Origin of the sequence: Streptomyces coelicoflavus (assembly GCF_003112555.1) — a bacterium.
In the GTDB taxonomy this organism is placed as follows: Bacteria; Actinomycetota; Actinomycetes; order Streptomycetales; family Streptomycetaceae; genus Streptomyces; species Streptomyces coelicoflavus.
Map to the genome: position 1 here is coordinate 136,831 of NZ_BEWB01000013.1, position 19,828 is coordinate 156,658.

15 protein-coding genes are annotated in these 19,828 nt (G+C 71.3%); 12 read left to right on the plus strand and 3 right to left on the minus strand.

Annotated features, from left to right (window positions below; all coding sequences use genetic code 11):
* Window positions 1-41: 41 nt before the first annotated feature.
* The 7 genes from Sco07f_RS29745 to pgi all read left to right on the plus strand — a co-directional run bounded on the left by Sco07f_RS29745 (window position 42) and on the right by pgi (window position 9,097).
* A complete protein-coding gene (locus Sco07f_RS29745; protein WP_108989655.1) occupies window positions 42-3,023 on the plus strand; it encodes a M14 family metallopeptidase in 2,982 nt (993 codons plus the stop codon).
* A gap of 227 nt (window positions 3,024-3,250) precedes the next feature.
* A complete protein-coding gene (gene gap, locus Sco07f_RS29750; protein WP_007448244.1) occupies window positions 3,251-4,261 on the plus strand; it encodes a type I glyceraldehyde-3-phosphate dehydrogenase in 1,011 nt (336 codons plus the stop codon).
* Window positions 4,262-4,394: 133 nt separating this feature from the next.
* Window positions 4,395-5,606 (plus strand): phosphoglycerate kinase, encoded by a 1,212-nt coding sequence (locus tag Sco07f_RS29755; protein WP_007448243.1) that lies wholly within the window; start codon window positions 4,395-4,397, stop codon window positions 5,604-5,606.
* Window positions 5,607-5,611: 5 nt separating this feature from the next.
* Window positions 5,612-6,388, plus strand: coding sequence for a triose-phosphate isomerase (tpiA, locus tag Sco07f_RS29760; protein ID WP_007448242.1), 777 nt, complete (start codon window positions 5,612-5,614; stop codon window positions 6,386-6,388).
* Window positions 6,389-6,524: 136 nt separating this feature from the next.
* Window positions 6,525-6,761, plus strand: coding sequence for a preprotein translocase subunit SecG (gene secG / locus Sco07f_RS29765; RefSeq protein ID WP_007448240.1), 237 nt, complete (start codon window positions 6,525-6,527; stop codon window positions 6,759-6,761).
* A 213-nt stretch (window positions 6,762-6,974) separates the two neighbouring features.
* Complete coding sequence (locus Sco07f_RS29770) at window positions 6,975-7,310, plus strand: RNA polymerase-binding protein RbpA (protein ID WP_003976875.1); 336 nt, start codon at window positions 6,975-6,977, stop codon at window positions 7,308-7,310.
* Between the two features lie 134 nt (window positions 7,311-7,444).
* A complete protein-coding gene (gene pgi, locus Sco07f_RS29775; protein ID WP_108989656.1) occupies window positions 7,445-9,097 on the plus strand; it encodes a glucose-6-phosphate isomerase in 1,653 nt (550 codons plus the stop codon).
* Window positions 9,098-9,153: 56 nt separating this feature from the next.
* Here pgi and Sco07f_RS29780 read toward each other — a convergent pair whose 3' ends face one another.
* Genes Sco07f_RS29780 through Sco07f_RS29790 form a run of 3 tightly spaced genes read right to left on the minus strand, consistent with a single transcriptional unit; the run spans window position 9,154 to window position 12,910 of the window.
* Window positions 9,154-11,580 (minus strand): FtsX-like permease family protein, encoded by a 2,427-nt coding sequence (locus tag Sco07f_RS29780; RefSeq protein WP_108989657.1) that lies wholly within the window; start codon window positions 11,578-11,580, stop codon window positions 9,154-9,156.
* Between the two features lie 50 nt (window positions 11,581-11,630).
* Window positions 11,631-12,398: an ABC transporter ATP-binding protein gene (locus Sco07f_RS29785; RefSeq protein WP_087791527.1), complete on the minus strand. Its 768-nt coding sequence runs from the start codon at window positions 12,396-12,398 to the stop codon at window positions 11,631-11,633.
* Complete coding sequence (locus Sco07f_RS29790) at window positions 12,395-12,910, minus strand: PadR family transcriptional regulator (protein ID WP_007448335.1); 516 nt, start codon at window positions 12,908-12,910, stop codon at window positions 12,395-12,397. The genes Sco07f_RS29785 and Sco07f_RS29790 overlap by 4 nt, the downstream gene beginning before the upstream one ends.
* A gap of 159 nt (window positions 12,911-13,069) precedes the next feature.
* Between Sco07f_RS29790 and Sco07f_RS29795 the strand changes: the two genes are divergently transcribed.
* From Sco07f_RS29795 to Sco07f_RS29815, 5 genes are all read left to right on the plus strand, one after another.
* Window positions 13,070-14,341: an ABC transporter substrate-binding protein gene (locus Sco07f_RS29795; RefSeq protein WP_054102425.1), complete on the plus strand. Its 1,272-nt coding sequence runs from the start codon at window positions 13,070-13,072 to the stop codon at window positions 14,339-14,341.
* A 185-nt stretch (window positions 14,342-14,526) separates the two neighbouring features.
* Complete coding sequence (locus Sco07f_RS29800) at window positions 14,527-16,152, plus strand: glycoside hydrolase family 13 protein (protein WP_108989658.1); 1,626 nt, start codon at window positions 14,527-14,529, stop codon at window positions 16,150-16,152.
* Between the two features lie 50 nt (window positions 16,153-16,202).
* Window positions 16,203-17,531 carry an ABC transporter substrate-binding protein gene (locus Sco07f_RS29805; protein WP_439959701.1) on the plus strand — a complete coding sequence of 443 codons (1,329 nt, stop codon included), beginning with the start codon at window positions 16,203-16,205 and terminating at the stop codon, window positions 17,529-17,531.
* 13 nt (window positions 17,532-17,544) lie between these two features.
* Window positions 17,545-18,909: an ABC transporter permease gene (locus Sco07f_RS29810; protein ID WP_108989660.1), complete on the plus strand. Its 1,365-nt coding sequence runs from the start codon at window positions 17,545-17,547 to the stop codon at window positions 18,907-18,909.
* A 10-nt stretch (window positions 18,910-18,919) separates the two neighbouring features.
* Window positions 18,920-19,759, plus strand: coding sequence for a carbohydrate ABC transporter permease (locus tag Sco07f_RS29815; RefSeq protein WP_054102429.1), 840 nt, complete (start codon window positions 18,920-18,922; stop codon window positions 19,757-19,759).
* Window positions 19,760-19,828 lie beyond the last annotated feature (69 nt).

Sequence of the window (19,828 nt, forward strand, 5' to 3'; positions counted from 1 at the left end):
CGGACCCAGGCCTGTCGGACAGGCCCCACCCAGGGGGTTTCATGAGACGAAGAGCGAGATCGATCCTCGCCGTCGGCGCGCTCCTGATCGGCGGAGCGAGCTTCGCACCCAACGCCCAGGCACACCCCGCGGACCCGGCGACCCCGGACGCGAACGAAGTGAAGGTCTTCCGCGCCGACGTCACCAAGGAGCAGGTACCCCTGCTGCTGGCCGCCGGCCAGGACGGCCACGAACTCGGCGAGCAGGTACCCGCCCGGGGAACCGCCGCCGTCGAGCTCTACCTGACCGACAAGCAGGCCGGCACGCTCGAGGAACAGGGCGTCGACCTCACCGAGCACACCCTGTCCGCCAAGGCCGCCGAGCGCGTCGACGACGCCGCCGACGGCGTCTTCCGCCCCTACAGCGGCAGCGGCGGCCTGCGCGAGGAGATCCTGCGCACCGCCCAGGAGAACCCCGGCCTCACCAAGGTCGTCTCCATCGGCAAGACGGTCAACGGCCAGGACATCCTGGCGCTCAAGCTCACCAAGCACGCGAAGAAGTCGAAGGACGGCTCCAAGCCCTCCGTCCTCTACATGTCCAACCAGCACGCGCGCGAGTGGATCACCCCGGAGATGACCCGGCGGCTGATGCACCACTACCTGGACAACTACAAGAAGGACCGGCGGATCAGGAAGATCGTCGACTCCACCGAACTGTGGTTCGTCCTGTCGGCCAACCCCGACGGCTACGACTACACCTTCGAGAGCGACGACAACCGCCTCTGGCGCAAGAACCTGCGCGACGTCAACGGCGACGGCACCATCAGCACCGGCGACGGCGTCGACCTCAACCGCAACTTCGCCTACAAGTGGGGCTACGACGACGAGGGCTCGTCCCCCAACCCCACCAGCGAGACCTACCGCGGCGCGAGCCCCGGCTCCGAGCCCGAGACCAAGGCACTGGACGCCTTCCAGAAGCGGATCGGCTTCACGTACGGCATCAACTACCACTCCGCCGCCGAACTCCTCCTCTACGGCGTCGGCTGGCAGGTGGCCACCAACACCCCGGACGACGTCCTCTACCAGGCGCTGGCCGGCACCCCCGACAACTCCGCGATCCCCGGCTACCACCCGCAGGTCTCCTCCGAGCTGTACACCACCAACGGCGAGGCCGACGGGCACGCGGCCAACGTCAACGGCATGGCGATGTTCACCCCGGAGATGTCGACCTGCCAGACGGCCTCCGACGTGGACCCCGACGACCAGTGGAACGCCCGCGACTGCCAGTCGGGCTTCAACTTCCCCGACGACGAGAAGCTGATCCAGCAGGAGTTCGCCAAGAACATCCCCTTCGCGCTCTCCGTCGCCGAGTCCGCCGCGCACCCCGACCGGCCGTCCTCCTCGGTCGGCCTGGACGCCGCCGACTTCACCCCGGCCCCCTTCACCACCTCCTACGCACGCGGCGCCGACCAGGAGGTCTCCGTCGTCGTCCGCAAGTCCGTGCGCGACAAGGAGCTGAAGTACCGCGTCAACGGCGGCCGCACCCACGACGCGACGCTGCGGCCCTGGCGGGGCGGCGAGACGTACGGCGGCGAGGACAACCTCTACTTCGACGAGTACCGGGCCGAGGTCAGGGGCGCCGACCCCGGCGACCGCGTCGAGGTCTGGTTCACCGGCGAGGCACCCCGGGGCACCCACCACGGCCACGACCGGCACGGCAAGCGCACCGAGAGCGAGCACTTCACGTACAAGGTCGCCGAGCGGCCCCGCGCCGACGTCCTCGTCGTCGCCGAGGAAGGCGCGAAGACCACGCAGACCCAGACGTACGTCGACGCGCTCAAGGCCAACGGCCACCGCGCCGCCGTCTGGGACGTCGCCACGCAGGGCGCCCCCGACGCGCTCGGCGTCCTCGGCCACTTCGGCACCGTCGTCCACTACACGGGCGCCGCGGTGCCCGGCAACGCCACCCAGCTCCAGCTGCGCGCCTTCCTCAACGAGGGCGGCAAGCTGATCGAAGCCGGCGAGCAGGCCGGCGGCGACGTCGACCTCGGCGGCGGCACCCTCTCCGACGACTTCAGCCAGTACTACCTGGGCGCCTACACCCGCACCGCCACCTCCGGCGCCACCGGGTTCACCGGCTCCGGCAAGCTCGACAAGGCCGACGGCACCCTCGGCGACGCCCCCGGCAACCCGCTGGACGCCGCCGGCGCGTACAGCGTGACCTCCGACGAGCTGGACCCCGGCACGTACCCGCAGTTCGCGAGCGCGGGCGCCGGGAAGTTCGCCGGAACGGTCAACCCGTACGGGCCGTACGCGGGGGAGTGGATGGCCGCCGCCGTCCACACCGACGACGCCTACAAGCGACTCACCCGCACCGTCGACCTCACCGGAGTCACCGCCTCCGACCGTCCCACGCTCCGCACCCAGCTGCTGTGGGACACCGAGCGCGGCTACGACAACGCCCTGGTCGAGGCCCACACCACCGGCGCCGACGACTGGACCACGCTGCCCGAGGCGAACGGCGCCACCGGCACGGCCGTGCCCGCCGAGTGCGCGGCCGGGTTCTACCTGGCCGGGCACCCCTGGCTGGCGCACTACCTGACGCTGTCCGACGAGGGCTGCACCGCGACCGGCACCACCGGGCAGTGGAACAGCCTCACCGGCTCCTCCGGCGGCTGGAAGCAGGTCGAGTTCGACCTGAGCGCCTACGCAGGGAAGTCCGTGGAGGTCTCGATCGCGTACGTCACCGACCCGGGCAGCGGCGGCCGCGGCGTCCTCGCCGACGTGGCCTCCCTGGTCGTCGGGGGCGCGGCGGCGCAGACCGAGGGCTTCGAGACCTCGCTGGGCGCCTGGCGGGTCTCCGGCCCGCCCGCGGGCAGCCCCGCCGTCCTGAAGGACTGGACCCGCACCGGGACCCTGTTCCAGACCTACGGCGCCGTCACCACGGACGACACCGTGCTGCTCGGCTTCGGCCTGGAGCACCTCGCCGAACCGGCCGCCCGCGCGGCACTGGTCCGGCAGGCGCTGCGTGCCCTGGACGAGTGAATTCCGGTGTGCGGGGGACTGACCCGGTGTAGCGAAATCGGGTGATCGGTCCCCGTCGCCCAGGGCGGTCCGTACCCCTACTGGCGGGTACGGACCGCCCTGCCGGGTATGGGGCGTCTCGATGTCACCCCCGAGGCCCCGGAGAGGTAGGGTCGGAGGTGGTCGGGGACATCCCAAATACAGCTCGCCGGCACATCGGGCCGGCGTACCAACGAGGAGATCGGTTCGTGACGATCCGCGTAGGCATCAACGGCTTTGGCCGCATCGGTCGTAACTACTTCCGCGCGCTGCTGGAGCAGGGTGCGGACATCGAGATCGTGGCTGTCAACGACCTGGGTGACACCGCGACCACCGCCCACCTGCTGAAGTACGACACCATCCTCGGCCGCCTCAAGGCGGAGGTCTCGCACACCGAGGACACCATCACCGTCGACGGCAAGACCATCAAGGTCCTGTCCGAGCGCAACCCGGCCGACATCCCGTGGGGTGAGCTGGGCGTCGACATCGTGGTCGAGTCGACCGGCATCTTCACGAAGAAGGCGGACGCGGAGAAGCACATCGCCGGTGGCGCGAAGAAGGTCCTCATCTCGGCTCCGGCCAAGGACGAGGACATCACCATCGTGATGGGCGTCAACCAGGACAAGTACGACCCGGCCAGCCACCACGTCATCTCCAACGCCTCCTGCACCACCAACTGTGTGGCGCCGATGGCCAAGGTCCTCGACGAGAACTTCGGCATCGTCAAGGGCCTGATGACGACGGTGCACGCGTACACCAACGACCAGCGGATCCTGGACTTCCCGCACAAGGACCTGCGCCGCGCCCGTGCCGCCGCGGAGAACATCATCCCGACCACCACGGGCGCCGCCAAGGCCACCGCGCTGGTCCTGCCGCAGCTCAAGGGCAAGCTCGACGGCATCGCGATGCGCGTCCCGGTCCCGACCGGCTCGGCCACCGACCTGGTCGTCGAGCTCCAGCGCGAGGTCACCAAGGACGAGGTCAACGCCGCGTTCAAGAAGGCCGCCGACGACGGCGACCTCAAGGGCATCCTGTTCTACACCGAGGACGCGATCGTCTCCTCGGACATCACGGGCGACCCGGCCTCCTGCACCTTCGACTCCTCCCTGACCATGGTCCAGGAGGGCAAGTCGGTGAAGATCCTCGGCTGGTACGACAACGAGTGGGGCTACTCGAACCGCCTCGTCGACCTCACGGTCTTCGTCGGCAACCAGCTCTGATCCACTTCAGCAAGGCACCTCATGCGGTAGCAGGGCTCGGGCAGCGCAAGGTCGCGCTGTCCGGGCCCTGCGTCGCGTCCGCCGCCACCAGCCCTCGTAGGATCACGAGCGATCCGAGAATCCAGGAGCCCTCTTGAAGACGATCGACGAACTGCTCTCCGAAGGCGTTGCGGGCAAGCGCGTCTTCGTCCGCGCCGACCTGAACGTCCCGCTGGACGGCACCACCATCACCGACGACGGCCGCATCCGCGCCGTGGTGCCCACCGTCAAGGCGCTGGCCGACGCGGGCGCCCGCGTGATCGTGGCCTCGCACCTGGGCCGCCCCAAGGGTGCCCCGGACCCCGCCTTCTCCCTCGCCCCGGCCGCCGCCCGCCTCGGTGAACTGCTCGGCGCCGACGTCGCCTTCGCCGAGGACACGGTCGGCACCTCCGCCGAGGCCGTCGTCTCCGGCCTCGCCGACGGCGGCGTCGCCGTCATCGAGAACCTGCGCTTCAACGCCGGTGAGACCAGCAAGGACGACGCCGAGCGCGCCGCCTTCGCCGACAAGCTGGCCGGCCTCGCGGACGTCTACGTCGGTGACGGCTTCGGCGCGGTGCACCGCAAGCACGCCTCCGTCTTCGATCTGCCGAAGCGGCTCCCGCACTACGCCGGGTACCTCATCGCCACCGAGGTCGGCGTCCTCAAGAAGCTCACCGACGACGTCAAGCGCCCGTACGTGGTCGCCCTCGGCGGTGCCAAGGTCTCCGACAAGCTCGCCGTCATCGACCAGCTGCTCGGCAGGGCCGACCGGCTCCTCATCGGCGGCGGCATGGCGTACACCTTCCTCAAGGCCAAGGGGTACGAGGTCGGCATCTCGCTGCTCCAGGAGGACCAGATCCCGGCGGTCCAGGAGTACATCGAGCGCGCCGAGAAGAACGGCGTCGAGCTGGTCCTGCCCGTCGACGTCCTGGTCGCGCCCGAGTTCCCGGACCTGAAGACGAAGGCCCCCGCCAACCCCACCACCGTCGCCGCGGACGCCATCCCGGCCGACCAGGAGGGTCTGGACATCGGTCCCGAGACCCGCAAGCTGTACGCATCGAAGCTCGCCGACGCCGGCACCGTCTTCTGGAACGGTCCCATGGGCGTCTTCGAGCACCCCGACTACGCCGAGGGCACCAAAGCGGTCGCCCAGGCCCTCGTCGACGCCCCGGGCTTCACCGTGGTCGGCGGCGGCGACTCCGCCGCCGCCGTGCGCACGCTCGGCTTCGACGAGAACGCATTCGGCCACATCTCGACCGGCGGCGGCGCCTCCCTCGAATACCTCGAGGGCAAGACGCTCCCCGGCCTCGCCGCACTGGAGGACTGACCCCGATGACCACCCGCACGCCGCTGATGGCGGGCAACTGGAAGATGAACCTCAACCACCTCGAGGCCATCGCCCACGTCCAGAAGCTCGCCTTCGCCCTCGCGGACAAGGACTACGACGCCGTCGAGGTCGCCGTCCTCGCCCCCTTCACCGACCTGCGCTCCGTGCAGACCCTGGTCGACGGGGACAAGCTCAAGATCAAGTACGGTGCCCAGGACATCTCCGCGCACGACGGCGGCGCCTACACCGGCGAGATCTCGGGCCCGATGCTGGCCAAGCTGAAGTGCGCGTACGTGGCCGTCGGTCACTCCGAGCGCCGGCAGTACCACGCCGAGACCGACGAGATCGTGAACGCCAAGGTCAAGGCCGCCTACAAGCACGGTCTGACCCCGATCCTGTGCGTCGGCGAGGAGCTGGACGTCCGCGAGGCGGGCAACCACGTCGAGCACACCCTCGCCCAGGTCGAGGGCGGCCTGAAGGACCTTGCGGCCGAGCAGGCCGAGACCGTCGTGATCGCCTACGAGCCCGTGTGGGCCATCGGCACCGGCAAGGTCTGCGGCGCCGACGACGCCCAGGAGGTCTGCGCGGCGATCCGCGGCAAGCTGGCCGAGCTGTACTCCCAGGAGCTGGCCGACCAGGTCCGCATCCAGTACGGCGGCTCCGTCAAGTCCGGCAACGTCGCCGAGATCATGGCGAAGCCCGACATCGACGGTGCCCTGGTGGGCGGCGCCTCGCTGGACTCGGACGAGTTCGTCAAGATCGTCCGCTTCCGCGACCAGTAGCCGGCGCGCTGGTCGGAAGGCAGATCGACCAGTGAGTATGCGCTAGCGGCGATACGTCGTACCCTTGCGGGGGCATGGTGGCCTGCTGTCACCGTGCCCCCGTCGTTCATCCGAATCCGAGGAAGTTGGTCCAGCCGTGGTTTTGGGGTTCTCGATCGCCCTGATCGTCTTCAGCCTGCTGCTGATGCTGCTGGTGCTGATGCACAAGGGGAAGGGCGGCGGTCTCTCCGACATGTTCGGTGGCGGCATGCAGTCGTCCGTCGGCGGCTCCTCGGTCGCCGAGCGCAACCTCGACCGGATCACCGTGGTGGTCGGTCTGGCCTGGTTCGCGTGCATCATGGTGCTCGGCCTGCTCCTGAAGGCCAACAACTGACCGGTCGCGTCGACCCGTCACACACTTGTGCACGTAAAGCCCCATGTCCGGTACGCGCCTCGGCGCGCCGCCTATCATGGGGCTTGCGTCTGTGCACTGGAGCTTGTAACTCCAAATACTGGACGCGCGTTGGGCCTTACGTAGACTGAGGCGCTCGCAGCGAAGCGAAACGCCGACTCGCTTCGCGGCACCATCACGCAGGGAGTTACGACCGTGGCAAGTGGCAACGCGATCCGGGGAAGCCGGGTCGGGGCGGGGCCGATGGGCGAGGCCGAGCGCGGCGAGTCCGCGCCGCGTCTGCGCATCTCCTTCTGGTGCTCCAACGGACACGAGACACAGCCGAGCTTCGCGAGCGACGCCCAGGTCCCGGAGACCTGGGACTGCCCGCGCTGCGGCTTCCCCGCCGGACAGGACCGGGACAATCCGCCGGACCCGCCCCGCACCGAGCCCTACAAGACCCACCTCGCGTACGTGCGCGAGCGCCGCAGCGACGCGGACGGCGAGGCGATCCTCGCCGAGGCACTCGCCAAACTGCGCGGCGAGATCTAGCTCCGTACACCGTCGGTCTCCGCCTCCGTCGGTTTCCGATTCGGTCGGTCGCCTTCACTCCTGATCACTTAGGTTGGAACAGCTGTACAGCCGGGACAGCTGGGACATCTCAAGGAAGAAGGCTGACGTCCGACATGAACGCAGACGGTCGTACCAGGCTCCACCAGACGCCCGAATGGGCCGCGCTGGCCAAGCACCGCGAGCAGCTCGGCCAGGTGCGGCTGCGTGAGCTGTTCGCCGCCGCCCCGGGGCGCGGCACCGGCTGGACGCTTCGCGTGGGCGACCTGTACGTCGACTACTCGAAGCACCTCGTCACCGACGAGACGCTGGCCCTGCTCCAGGAACTGGCCGCCGCGACCGACGTGTTCGGGCTGCGCGACGCGATGTTCCGCGGTGAGCGCATCAACATCACCGAGGACCGGGCCGTCCTGCACACGGCGCTGCGGGCCCCGCGCGACGCGGTGATCGAGGTCGACGGCGAGAACGTCGTCCCGAAGGTGCACGCCGTGCTCGACAAGATGGCCGGCTTCGCCGACCGGGTCCGCTCCGGCGAGTGGACCGGCCACACCGGCCGGCGTATCAGGAACGTCGTCAACATCGGCATCGGCGGCTCCGACCTGGGCCCCGCGATGGCCTACGAGGCGCTGCGCGCCTTCACCGACCGCTCGCTCACGGTCCGCTTCGTCTCCAACGTGGACGGCGCCGACCTGCACGAGGCGGTCCGCGACCTGGACCCGGCCGAGACCCTGTTCGTCATCGCCTCCAAGACCTTCACCACGATCGAGACGGTCACCAACGCCACCTCGGCCCGGACCTGGCTGCTCGAGACCCTCGGTGACGACGCCGCGGTCGCCCGGCACTTCGTGGCCCTGTCGACGAACGCCGAGAAGGTCACGGACTTCGGCATCGACACGGCGAACATGTTCGAGTTCTGGGACTGGGTTGGCGGCCGGTACTCCTTCGACTCGGCGATCGGGCTGTCCCTGATGATCGCCATCGGCCCGGACCGCTTCCGGGAGATGCTGGACGGCTTCCACCTCGTCGACGAGCACTTCCGCACCGCCCCCGCCGAGTCCAACGTCCCGTTGCTGATGGGGCTGTTGGGCGTCTGGTACGGCGACTTCCTGGGCGCGCAGTCGCACGCGGTGCTGCCGTACTCGCACTACCTGTCGAAGTTCACGGCGTACCTCCAGCAGCTGGACATGGAGTCCAACGGCAAGTCCGTCGACCGGGACGGGAATCCGGTGGAGTGGCAGACGGGGCCGGTGGTGTGGGGTACGCCGGGCACCAACGGGCAGCACGCGTACTACCAGCTGATCCACCAGGGTACGAAGCTGATCCCGGCGGACTTCATCGGCTTCGCGCGGCCGGTGGGTGAGCTGAGCGACGAACTGAAGGCCCAGCACGACCTGCTGATGGCCAACTTCTTCGCCCAGACCCAGGCCCTGGCCTTCGGCAAGACCCCGGACGAGGTGCGCGCGGAGGGCGTGCCCGAGGAACTGGTCCCGCACAAGACCTTCCGAGGCGACCACCCCACCACCACGATCCTGGCCCGCGAGCTGACCCCGTCGGTGCTCGGACAGCTCGTCGCCCTCTACGAGCACAAGGTGTTCGTACAGGGCGCGGTCTGGAACATCGACTCCTTCGACCAGTGGGGCGTCGAGCTCGGCAAGGTGCTCGCCAAGCGCGTCGAACCGGCCCTGACCGAGGGCGCCGAGGTGCCCGGCCTGGACGCCTCCACCGAGGCGCTGGTCGCCGCCTACCGGGAGCTGCGCGACCGGCAGTGAGGAACCGGCGCGGTGGTCGGACTGGGGGCTGCCAGGGGTGGCCGGAGCGGTTCCGGTCAGGCCACCGCGCTCAGCGTGTCCGCGAGGCGGCGCCGGGCCGCCCGGGCCGACGGCACCGCGGCCAGCGCCGCCGCACCGAGCACGGCCGCCGCGCCCACGGCCACCAGGAGACCGGCGGAGGGCGCCCGGGCGATCCCCGCGCCGATGCCGCTGGAGGCGCCCTGGGCGTCGATCAGCCAGTGGGCGAGCGGCAGCCCGAGGGCGGCGGCGAGGAGCACGGCCGCCAGGGCCGTGCAGCCCGTGGCCGTGACGGTGATGCCGGTGATCTGGCGCGGGGAGAGCCCGATCGCCTTGAGGGCGAGCAGGTCCCGTTCGCCCTCCCGGACGGTGCCGCCGATGGCGGTGAGCAGTTCGATCAGCCCGACGAGCGCGAGGACGGCCACCAGTCCGAGGACGACTCCGCGCAGCGGGGAGAGCCCGTCGGCCGGGTTCGCCACGGCATGCACGTCGAGCCGGCCCTGCCCGGCCTCGGCGAGCCGCCCGGCGACCTCGTCCGGATCGGCGCCCGCGTGCAGACGCAGCTGGTAGAGGGCCGGCTCGAGCCGCGGATCGTTCTCCCGGAGAGTGTCCAGGGAGGTCGAGACGACTCGGCCGGCGTTCTCCGGTTCGATGCTGCGGCCCACGATGTGCAGGATCTGCGGCCGGTCGCCGACGGTCATCCGCACCCAGTCGCCGACCTCCACCTCCAGCAGGTCAAGCAGCCCCTGCCCGGCCACCGCCTCGTCCGGTCCGTGCGCGCGGCGGCCCTCGGCCAGGGCGTACGGGTAGGGGTCCTCGCGGGTGCCGAGTCCGCGCAGCGCGATCGTGGCGGTCTGCCCCGGCACCAGGGCGGCCACCTCGACACCCGGGTAGGCGGCGGCTACCCCGGGGTCGTGCTCCAGCAGGGCCCGGGTGTTCCGGTCACCGGCGTCGGCGTCCACGCGGACGGTCAGCGCGGTCGGCAGGCCGATCTCCTCGGGCCGGCTGTGGAAGCGGTCGATGGTGGTCCACGCGCTCATCGCCACCACGATCAGCAGCAGCGGCAGCGTGAGCCGGGCCACCGTCGCGAACGAGCGCGGGCGGCGGGCGAACGCCTTGTGCCAGCCGAGCACGAGCGCGGGCGGCACGCGTACCTCCAGTTCGCGCACGCCGGGCGACGCCTCGGCACCCGGTGCACCGGCTCCGCCGGAACCCCGAACCCCACGCGCCCGTACATCACGCCCTCGTACACCACGCGCCCCTGTCCGGACTCCCGCCGGCACCCGGAACACCCGCAGCCCCAGCACCCGCCGAGCCGCCCCGGACAGCCCGCCGCCCTGCGCCCCCGCCGGGCGCGGCAGCGGAACCGGCGGCACCCGGCCCGCCCGCCACGCCGCGAGGCCGGTGGTGGCGCCGATGAACAGCACCGCGCACGCCGGTACGACGAACAGCGCCACCGTGTGCTCGGGCAACCCCTGCCACACCCCGACCGCGTCCCCGAGCCGCCCCGGCACCCGGCTGCCGAGGGCCTGGGTGAGCCCGGCGGCGGCCACCGCGCCGAGCAGCGCGTAGGCGAGGTGCTGGAGCAGGAAGACCCGCACGACCTGGCCCGGCGTGAAGCCGATCGCCTTCAGCACGGAGATGTCCCGCAGATGACCGCGGATCCGGGTGCCGATCGCCCCGTGCACCGCCAGCCCCGCGGCGAGCAGCGCGCCCAGTCCGAACAGGCCGAGGACCTGACCGAGCAGCCGGTTGTCGCCCTGCGCCTCCGCGCGGGCCTGCTCCCAGGTGGAGACCTGCCCGATCGCCCCGGCGCCCAGCACGGTCACCGCCCGCTGCACGGCGTAGTCCGTCTCCCCGGGATCGGTCAGCCGCAGGCCGATCACCTGACCGCCCGGGTCGGGCACCGCGGCCGGCGGCGCCCACACCAGGCCCGGCTGCTCGCCCGGCCGGTAGCGGCGTTCGGGGCTGTCGGCGATGCCGAGCACCGTGAGGGTCCGCGGGGTGCCGGGCAGGGTGAGGATGTCGCCGGGCTGGGCCAGCAGCGCGCGGGCGAGGTGGCTCTCCAGGACCACCCCGTCGGGTTCGTCGGCGTCGAGCCAATGCCCGGCGGTGAGCAGCGGGCGCCCCACGTCGGGCTCCTCGCCGGTGCCGCGCAGTTCGACGGAGGCCCGGGTGCCGCGTACGGCGACGGTCGCGGAGGCCGTGGGATAGGGGCCGGCGACGGACTGGACGCCGTCCAGCGCGGCCAGCTCGCCGGGGTCGGCGGCACGGTCGGTGTGCAGCCAGACGTGGGCGCCGCGGGCCTGCGTGAAGACCCGCTGCCAGGGGTTGGTCGCGTACCCGAACAGGGCCGCGGCCAGCAGCAGCGACGCGACGATCCCGGCGGTCGCCAGGACGAGGAACAGCGCCTCGCCCCGGTGCGTGCGCAGATCGGAGTGGGCCCAGCGCAGGGTCGCTCGCACGGCCTCAGCCCTCCGGTGCGCGGTGCGCGCGGTGGTCGTACGCCCGCATGTCAGTCCTTGAGTTCCAGGACGGCGGACGCCCCGGGACGGCGGCGCGGTGGCGTCGCGGCGTCCAGCTCGGCGTCGTCGGCTATCCGCCCGTCGAAGAAACTGATCACCCGGTCGGCGGCGCTGGCGAGCCGCGCGTCATGGGTGACCAGCAGGATCGTCTGGCCCCGCTGGTGGAAGCGGGACAGCAGCCGCATCACCTCGCGGGTGCCCTTGCCGTCCAGGCTGCCCGCGGGTTCGTCCGCCAGCAGCAGCGGCGGATGGTTGACCAGCGCCCGGGCGAGCGCGACCCGCTGCTGCTCGCCGCCGGACAGCTCACCGGGCATGCTGCGCTCCTTGCCCGTCAGGCCCAGCTCGGCCAGCAGCTCCGCCCGCTCGGCGCGCGCCCGCTTCGGCGGCAGCCCGGCGAGCAGGGCGGGCAGCTCCACGTTGTCGGCGACGGACAGGTCGGAGACCAGGTTGAAGAACTGGAAGACGATCCCGATCCGCTTCCGACGCTCGACCGCCCAGCGTTTCTCGCTGTACGCGTCCGTGCACGCGCCGTCCAGCCACAGGCTGCCCGCGTCCGGCCGCTGGAGCCCGCCGAGCAGGTGCAGCAGCGTCGACTTCCCGGCACCGGACGGCCCGGTGACCGCCACGAACTCGCCGCGCCGCACGGTCAGGTCCACCCCGCGCACGGCGTGCGCGGGGGCGCCCTCACCGCGGTGCGTCTTGACCAGGCCCTCGGCGCGCAGCACGGGAGCGGGGCCGGCACTCGTCCCAGCGCTCACTCCAGCTCCTCCAGCTCTTCCTGGCACCGTTCCAGCCAGTCGAGGTCGGCCTGGAGGTGCAGCATCGCGCCCTCGATGAGGAGGTGGGCGACGCGGTTGTCCCGGTCTTCGGCGGCGGCCAGTTTCGACAGCTGCCGCATCGTGTTCAGGTACTGGCGCCGCTGCTTGTTGATCAGGGCGATCTGGTCGGCGAGCCCGGTCTGCGGAGCCAGGGCGAGCTTCATGAAGAACTCGTCGCGCACCCGCGGCTCGTCCGTCGTCTCCTCGTACCAGGCCCGCAGCTCGTCGCGCCCGGCGTCGGTGAGGTGGTAGACCTTCTTGTTGGGCCGGCTCGACTGCTCGATGTCCTCGCCCTCGATCAGTCCCGTCTTCTCGAGACGGCCGAGGGTGACGTAGATCTGGCCGACGTTCGGCTGAGGGTACGCGGAGCCCAGCAGTTGCTCAAGGTCCTGCTTCAGCTCGTAGCCGTGGGCCGGACCGCGGGCCAGGAGAGCCAGGAGGTGCAGGCGCACTCAGCCGTCCTCCCGCTTCTGTTCGAGTCCCCGGATGTGCTCCAGGCCCTAGTATCGCGCATACCTAACAGGTATACATGGCCTCTGACCGGGACGAGGACGCCCGGTGCCGGTGCGAGCCAGTGAGCCCGGTGTACGAGGGTGTACAGGGAGGAACCTATGCGGTGGATCCACGCCGCCGGTAGGGGCCTCCTCGTCCTCCTCGTCGTCCTGACCGGGTACGCCGCCTCCGGCGCCCGCGCGCAGGTGGGTGCCGCGAGCGGCCGGGGCCCGCTCACCCTGGCCACCGCCGGCGACCTCACCGGCTACCTCGGCCCGCTCCTCGAGGGCTGGAACCGCGCCCACCCCGGCGAACGGGTCACCCTCGTCGAACTGCCCGACTCCGCCGACGAGACCCGCGCGCAGATGGCCACCGACCTGCGCGACGGCGGCCGGCACCGCTTCGACGTCCTCAACATCGACGTCAACTGGACCTCCGAGTTCGCCGCCGCCGGCTGGATACGCCCGCTGCCCCGCGACCGCTTCCCGCTCGGCACCTTCCTGCCGCCCGTCGTCGGCACCGCGACCTACGACGGCCGGCTCTACGCCGTCCCGTACGTCACCAACGCCGGCCTCCTCCTGTACCGCAAGGACGTCCTCGCCGCGGAGGGCGTGCCGCCGCCGCGCACCTGGGCGGAGCTGGAGCGGTACGCCGAGACCATCGCCCCGAAGCACGGACTGGACGGCTACGCGGGCCAGTTCCTGCCCTACGAGGGCCTGACCGTGAACGCCGCCGAGTCCGTCTACTCGGCCGGCGGCAGCATCCTCGGCGACGAGGGCGAACGCGTCACCGTCAACTCGGCGGCGGCCCGCGAGGGCATCGGATTCCTGGCACGCGGAGTGCGCGAGGGCTGGATACCGAAGGCGGCGCTGGCCTACAAGGAGGAGGAGTCCAAGCAGGCCTTCCAGGACGGCCGCCTGCTCTTCCTGCGCAACTGGCCCTACGCCTACGTCAGCGCCTCCGCCCCGGACTCCGCGGTCGCCGGGAAGGTCGGCGCCGTACCGCTGCCCGGCCCCGACGGCCCCGGCACCAGCGTCCTCGGCGGCTCCAACCTGGCCGTCGGCACCCACGCCCGGCACCCCGACTCGGCCGCGCGCCTCATCGCGTACCTCACCAGCGAGCGCGTCCAGCGCCAGGTCCTCACCCGGGGCGCGCTGCCGCCCGTACGGGCCGACCTGTACGAGGACCCCGCGCTGATCGAGGCGTTCCCCTACCTGCCGACGCTGCGCGCGAGCGTGCTCGCCGCCGCCCCGCGGCCCAAGAGCCCGCGCTACGACCAGGTCAGCCTGGCCGTGCAGGCGGTCGTGCACGACGCGATGACCGGGCGGCAGACGCCCGAGGCGGCGGTGCGACGGCTGGCCCGGGAGCTGGCCGACATCTCGCGGCACTGAAACCCCAAGCCTAGTTACGTGTTAGGTAACGCCGACGTCTCATCTCTGCCTTCAGTGCGGTGAAAAGTCCGCATATAAATCCCCAACTGTTCAGTAGCTTCTGTTCTGTTCGTTGACACCTTCGCGACACCGCTACCTAACATGCATGCACAACAGCGACGGCTCTCGACAGACAGGTCCTCGGGGTGAACAGGCACCACTGGTGGCGTGACGCGGTGATCTACCAGGTCTACGTCCGCAGCTTCCTCGACAGCACCGGCGACGGCGTCGGTGATCTCGCCGGCGTCCGGTCCGGACTGCCCTACCTGCGCAAACTCGGCGTGGACGGGATCTGGCTGAGCCCCTTCTACCCCTCGCCCCAGCACGACCACGGCTACGACGTCGCCGACTACCGGGGAGTCGACCCGCTCTTCGGCGACCTCGACGAGTTCGACGCGCTGGTCGCCGCGGCCCGGCGCCTCGGCATCCGGGTCCTGCTCGACATCGTCCCCAACCACTGCTCCAGCGAGCACCCGTGGTTCCGCGAGGCGCTCGCGTCCCCGCCCGGCAGCCCGGCCCGCGCCCGCTTCCACTTCGCCGACGGCCGCGGTCCGGACGGCGACGAGCCGCCCAACAACTGGCACGCCATGTTCGGCGGCCCCGCCTGGACCCGGGTGACCGAGCCCGACGGCCGCCCCGGCCAGTGGTACCTGCACATGTTCACGCCCGAGCAGCCGGACTGGAACTGGCGCACCCCCGAGGTCGCCGCCGAGTTCGACCGGATACTCCGCTTCTGGCTGGACCGGGGCGCCGACGGCTTCCGCATCGACGTCGCCGCCGGCCTCTACAAGCACCCCGAACTGCCCGACTCCCCGGACCCGGAGGCCGACGCCCGCACCCGCGACTCGGTCAACCCGCTCGCCTGGAACCAGCCCGAGGTGCACGACGTGTGGCGGCACTGGCGCGCGGTCTGCGAGGAGTACACCGCCCGCGACGGCCGCGAACGCCTCCTCGTCGGCGAGGTGTCGGTCCCCAGCGCCCGCGAACACGCCCGCTACGTCCGCCCCGACGAACTCCACCAGGCCTTCTTCTTCGACCTCCTCGGCGCCCCCTGGGACCCCGACGCCTTCCGCAAGGTCATCTCCGAGGCCATGCAGGACATCGCCGGCACCGGCTCCACGGTCACCTGGGTCCTCAACAACCACGACCAGGTCCGCACCGTCACCCGCTACGGCGAACCCGCCACCGACGGCAGCGGACTCGGCACCGCCCGCGCCCGCGCCGCCGCCCTCCTGATGCTGGCGCTGCCCGGAGCCGCCTACATCTACCAGGGCGAGGAACTGGGCCTGCCCGAGGTCGTCGACCTGCCCGACGACGCGCTCACCGACCCGATCTTCCACCGCACCGGCAGCCGTGCCCGCGTCCGCGACGGCTGCCGGGTGCCGCTGCCCTGGTCGGGCCAGGCGTCCCCGTTCGGCTTCACCGCGGGCGACGGGAGTGCCAAGCCCTGGCTGCCGCAGCCCGAGTACTTCGCCGAGTACGCCACCGACCGCGCCCTCGCCGACACCCGCTCCTTCTGGCACCTCTACCGCGACGGCCTGCAACTCCGCTCGGAACTGCCGCAGCTGGGCGAGGGCACCCTGCGCTGGCTCGACACCCCGCCCGGCGTCCTGGCCTTCGTCCGCGGCGACGGCCTGGTCTGCGCCGTCAACTTCGGCACCGCCCCCACGCCCGCCCCCGTGCCGGGAGCCCCGCTGCTCGCCAGCGACGGCCCCTGCCCGCCCGGCGTCCTGCCCGGCTCCACCGCCGCCTGGTGGATCGCCGACCTCTGACCTCGCCTCCGACCTTTTCCTGCCCGACCCTCGAAGGGACATCAACGATGATGCGACGACACAGCACCACCCTGCTCACCGGCTGCACCGCCCTCGCCCTCGCCCTCGGCGCCACCGCCTGCGGCGGCTCCGGACCCGTCACCGCGGGCGGCGGCGACAAGGCGCTCGACGGACAGTCCGTCACCGTGGCCGGCGTCTGGTCCGGCACCGAGCAGGAGAACTTCCAGAAGGTGCTGGACGCCTTCACCGAGAAGACCGGCGCCAAGACCTCCTTCGTCTCCACCGGCGACAACGTCTCCACCGTCGTCGGCAGCAAGATCGAGGGCGGCAACGCCCCCGACGTCGTGATGGTCCCGCAGGTCGGCGTGCTGGGGCAGTTCGCCGGCAACGGCTGGCTGAAGCCGCTGTCCAAGACGGCCCGGAAGTCCGTCGGCACCAACTTCGCCGACGTCTGGCAGACGTACGGGACCGTCGACGGCACCCTCTACGGCCTCTACTTCAAGGCCGCCCACAAGTCGACCGTCTGGTACAGCCCCGAGGCCCTCACGCAGGCCGGGGTCGAGCCGCCGAAGACGTACGACGAGATGCTGAAGGCCGGGCAGACCGTCTCCGACTCCGGGCTCGCCGCCTTCTCGGTCGCCGGGCAGGACGGCTGGACACTGACCGACTGGTTCGAGAACGTCTACCTCTCCCAGGCCGGACCCGAGAAGTACGACGCCCTCGCCGCCCACGAACTGAAGTGGACCGACGCCAGTGTGGTCGAGGCGCTCACCACCCTCGGCAAGCTCTTCAAGGACAAGCAGCTCGTCGCGGGCGGTCAGAAGGGCGCCCTGAACACCGACTTCCCGGGCTCGGTGGAGAAGGTCTTCGGCCCGAAGCCCGAGGCCGGCATGGTCTACGAGGGGGACTTCGTCGCCGGGGTCGCCAAGGACCAGTTCGGCAAGGAGATCGGCAAGGACGCGAACTTCTTCCCGTTCCCCGCGGTCGGCGGCGGCGAGGCACCCGTGGTCAGCGGCGGCGACGCGGCCGTCGTCCTCAAGGACGGCAAGAACTCCAAGGCCGGCATGGCGCTCCTGGAGTACCTCGCGACGCCCGAGGCCGCGGCCGTGTGGGCGGAGGCGGGCGGCTTCCTCTCCCCGAACAAGAACCTCGACCCCGCCTCCTACGGCGACGACGTCACCCGGGCCACCGCCGAGTCCCTCGTCGGCGCCGGGAACTCGGTCCGCTTCGACATGTCCGACCAGGCACCCGCGGCCTTCGGCGGCACCAAGGGCACCGGCGAGTGGAAGATCCTCCAGGACTTCCTGCGCGACCCCTCCGACCCGAAGGCGACCGCGGCCGCACTGGAGACCGCGGCGGCCAAGGCCTACAAGGGCTGAGGGCCGACCGGTCATGACCTCCACCCTGGTGAAAGAGGCGAGCCCGCCCGCCGCTCCCGGCCCGGCGCCCCTGCGGCGCCCCCGGCGGCGCCGGGCGGCCGTCGCCCTGCTCTTCGTCCTGCCCGCGCTGCTCCTGCTGGGCGCCCTCGTCGTCTACCCCGTGCTCTTCTCCGTCGGCCGCAGCCTCTTCGACGCCTCCGGCACGCGCTTCGTGGGCGGCGAGAACTACACCGAGATGTTCCGCGACCCGGCCACCCTCAAGGCCGTCCGCAACACGGCGATCTGGGTCGTCGTCGCGCCCACCCTGCTGACCGGCCTCGGCCTGATCCTCGCCGTCCTGGTGGAGAAGGTCCGCTGGGCCACCGCCTTCAAACTGCTCCTCTTCATGCCGATGGCGGTCTCCTTCCTCGCCGCCGGCATCATCTTCCGGCTCGCCTACGACCACGACCCGGACAAGGGCGTCCTCAACGCCGCCGTGACCGGCGTGCACGACGCCTTCGCCGGTACGTCGAGCTACCCGGGCGCCCGGGCACGCGAGGGCCAGGAGGGCGGTCTGGTCAAGGGGGCCGACGGCTCGTACCGGACCGGTGCGGGCGTGTCGCCCGGCGACACGGTGGCCCTCGGCCTGGTCGGCGTGGCACCCGACGACCTGCCGTCCGGCGCGGAGCCCGCGTACGGGGCGGCGGGGCGCGGGGCCGCCGGCGACGAGGTGCGCGGCGTCGTCTACCTGGACTTCACACCCGGCGGGGGAGGGGAGCAGGGCCGGGTCGACCGGCGGGAGAGCGGGCTGCCCGGGATGACGGTCGAGGCGGTGCGCGACGGCCGTACGGTCGCCACCACGACCACCTCCGACGACGGCGCCTTCCGGTTCGAAGGGCTGGACCCGGACTCCTACACGGTGAAGCTCCCCGCCTCGAACTTCGCCCCGCCCTACGAAGGCGTCTCCTGGCTCGGACCCGCTCTCGTCACGCCCGCCATCATCGGGGCGTACCTGTGGATCTGGACCGGGTTCGCGATGGTGCTGATCGGCGCCGGGCTCTCCTCGCTGCCGCGCGACGCGCTGGAGGCGGCGCGGATGGACGGCGCCAACGAGTGGCAGATCTTCCGGCGGATCACCGTGCCGCTGCTGGCACCCGTGCTCACGGTCGTCTTCATCACCCTCGTGATCAACGTGATGAAGGTCTTCGACCTCGTCTACATCATCGCGCCCGGACCCGTGCAGGAGGACGCGACGGTGCTCGCGACGCAGATGTGGCTGGTGTCGTTCGGCGGCGGCAACAACCAGGGCCTCGGCAGCGCGCTGGGTGTACTGCTCCTGCTGCTCGTCGTCCCGGCCATGGTCTTCAACGTCCGCCGCTTCAAGAGGAGTCAGCGATGAGGAGTCAGCGATGAACGCCGTCCGGCGGTATCTGGGCAACGGGGTCGTCCAGGCCTTCCTCGTGCTCATCGGGCTGGTGTGGATGACACCCCTGGCCGGGCTGTTCGTGTCCTCGCTGCGCTCGTCCGAGGACACGGCGAAGGGCGGCTGGTGGACGGCCCTGGCGAGCCCGGGGCAGCTCTCCTTCGACAACTACTCGGCGCTGCTCGGCAACTCCGGCATCACCCAGGCCTTCTGGAACACGGTGCTGATCTCCGTACCGACGACCGTGCTCGTCGTGGTCGTCGGGGCGCTCGCCGGGTACGCCTTCGCCTGGCTGGACTTCCCGGGGCGCGAGACGGTCTTCCTGGTCGTCGTGGCGCTGCTGGTGGTGCCCGTGCAGATCGGACTGCTGCCGGTCGCCAAGCTCTTCGGACAGCTGGGCCTGTTCGGCACCATCCCGGGCGTCGTGCTCTTCCACGTCGCCTACGGGCTGCCGTTCGCGGTGTTCCTGCTGCGGAACTACTTCGCCGAGATGCCCAAGGAGATGCTGGAGGCCGCGCGCATGGACGGCGGCAACGAGTGGCGGATCTTCACACGGCTGGTGCTGCCGGTCGGCAAGCCGGCCATCGCCAGCCTCGCCATCTTCCAGTTCCTGTGGGTGTGGAACGACATGCTGGTCGCGCTGCTCTTCGCGGACAGTTCGTCGCAGCCGCTGACGGTGGAGCTCCAGTCGCAGATCCGCCAGTTCGGCAGCAACATCGACGTGCTGGCGCCGGGGGCGTTCCTGTCCCTGGTGGTGCCGGTGGTGGTGTTCTTCGCGTTCCAGCGGCACTTCGTGCAGGGGGTCATGGCGGGGTCCGTGAAGTGACGGGCGGGCTGGGGCGGGGAGGGTTTTCGCCCCCGCCGCCCCTTCCCGTTCCCGTCCCTGGGGGCTGCG

Coding starts and splice junctions, on each gene's coding strand:
- Sco07f_RS29805 (WP_439959701.1), top strand. CDS start 16,203: ATGCGACGACACAGCACCACCCTGCTCACCGGCTGCACCGCCCTCGCC.
- Sco07f_RS29745 (WP_108989655.1), top strand. CDS start 42: ATGAGACGAAGAGCGAGATCGATCCTCGCCGTCGGCGCGCTCCTGATC.
- pgi (WP_108989656.1), top strand. CDS start 7,445: ATGAACGCAGACGGTCGTACCAGGCTCCACCAGACGCCCGAATGGGCC.
- Sco07f_RS29815 (WP_054102429.1), top strand. CDS start 18,920: ATGAACGCCGTCCGGCGGTATCTGGGCAACGGGGTCGTCCAGGCCTTC.
- Sco07f_RS29795 (WP_054102425.1), top strand. CDS start 13,070: ATGCGGTGGATCCACGCCGCCGGTAGGGGCCTCCTCGTCCTCCTCGTC.
- tpiA (WP_007448242.1), top strand. CDS start 5,612: ATGACCACCCGCACGCCGCTGATGGCGGGCAACTGGAAGATGAACCTC.
- Sco07f_RS29810 (WP_108989660.1), top strand. CDS start 17,545: ATGACCTCCACCCTGGTGAAAGAGGCGAGCCCGCCCGCCGCTCCCGGC.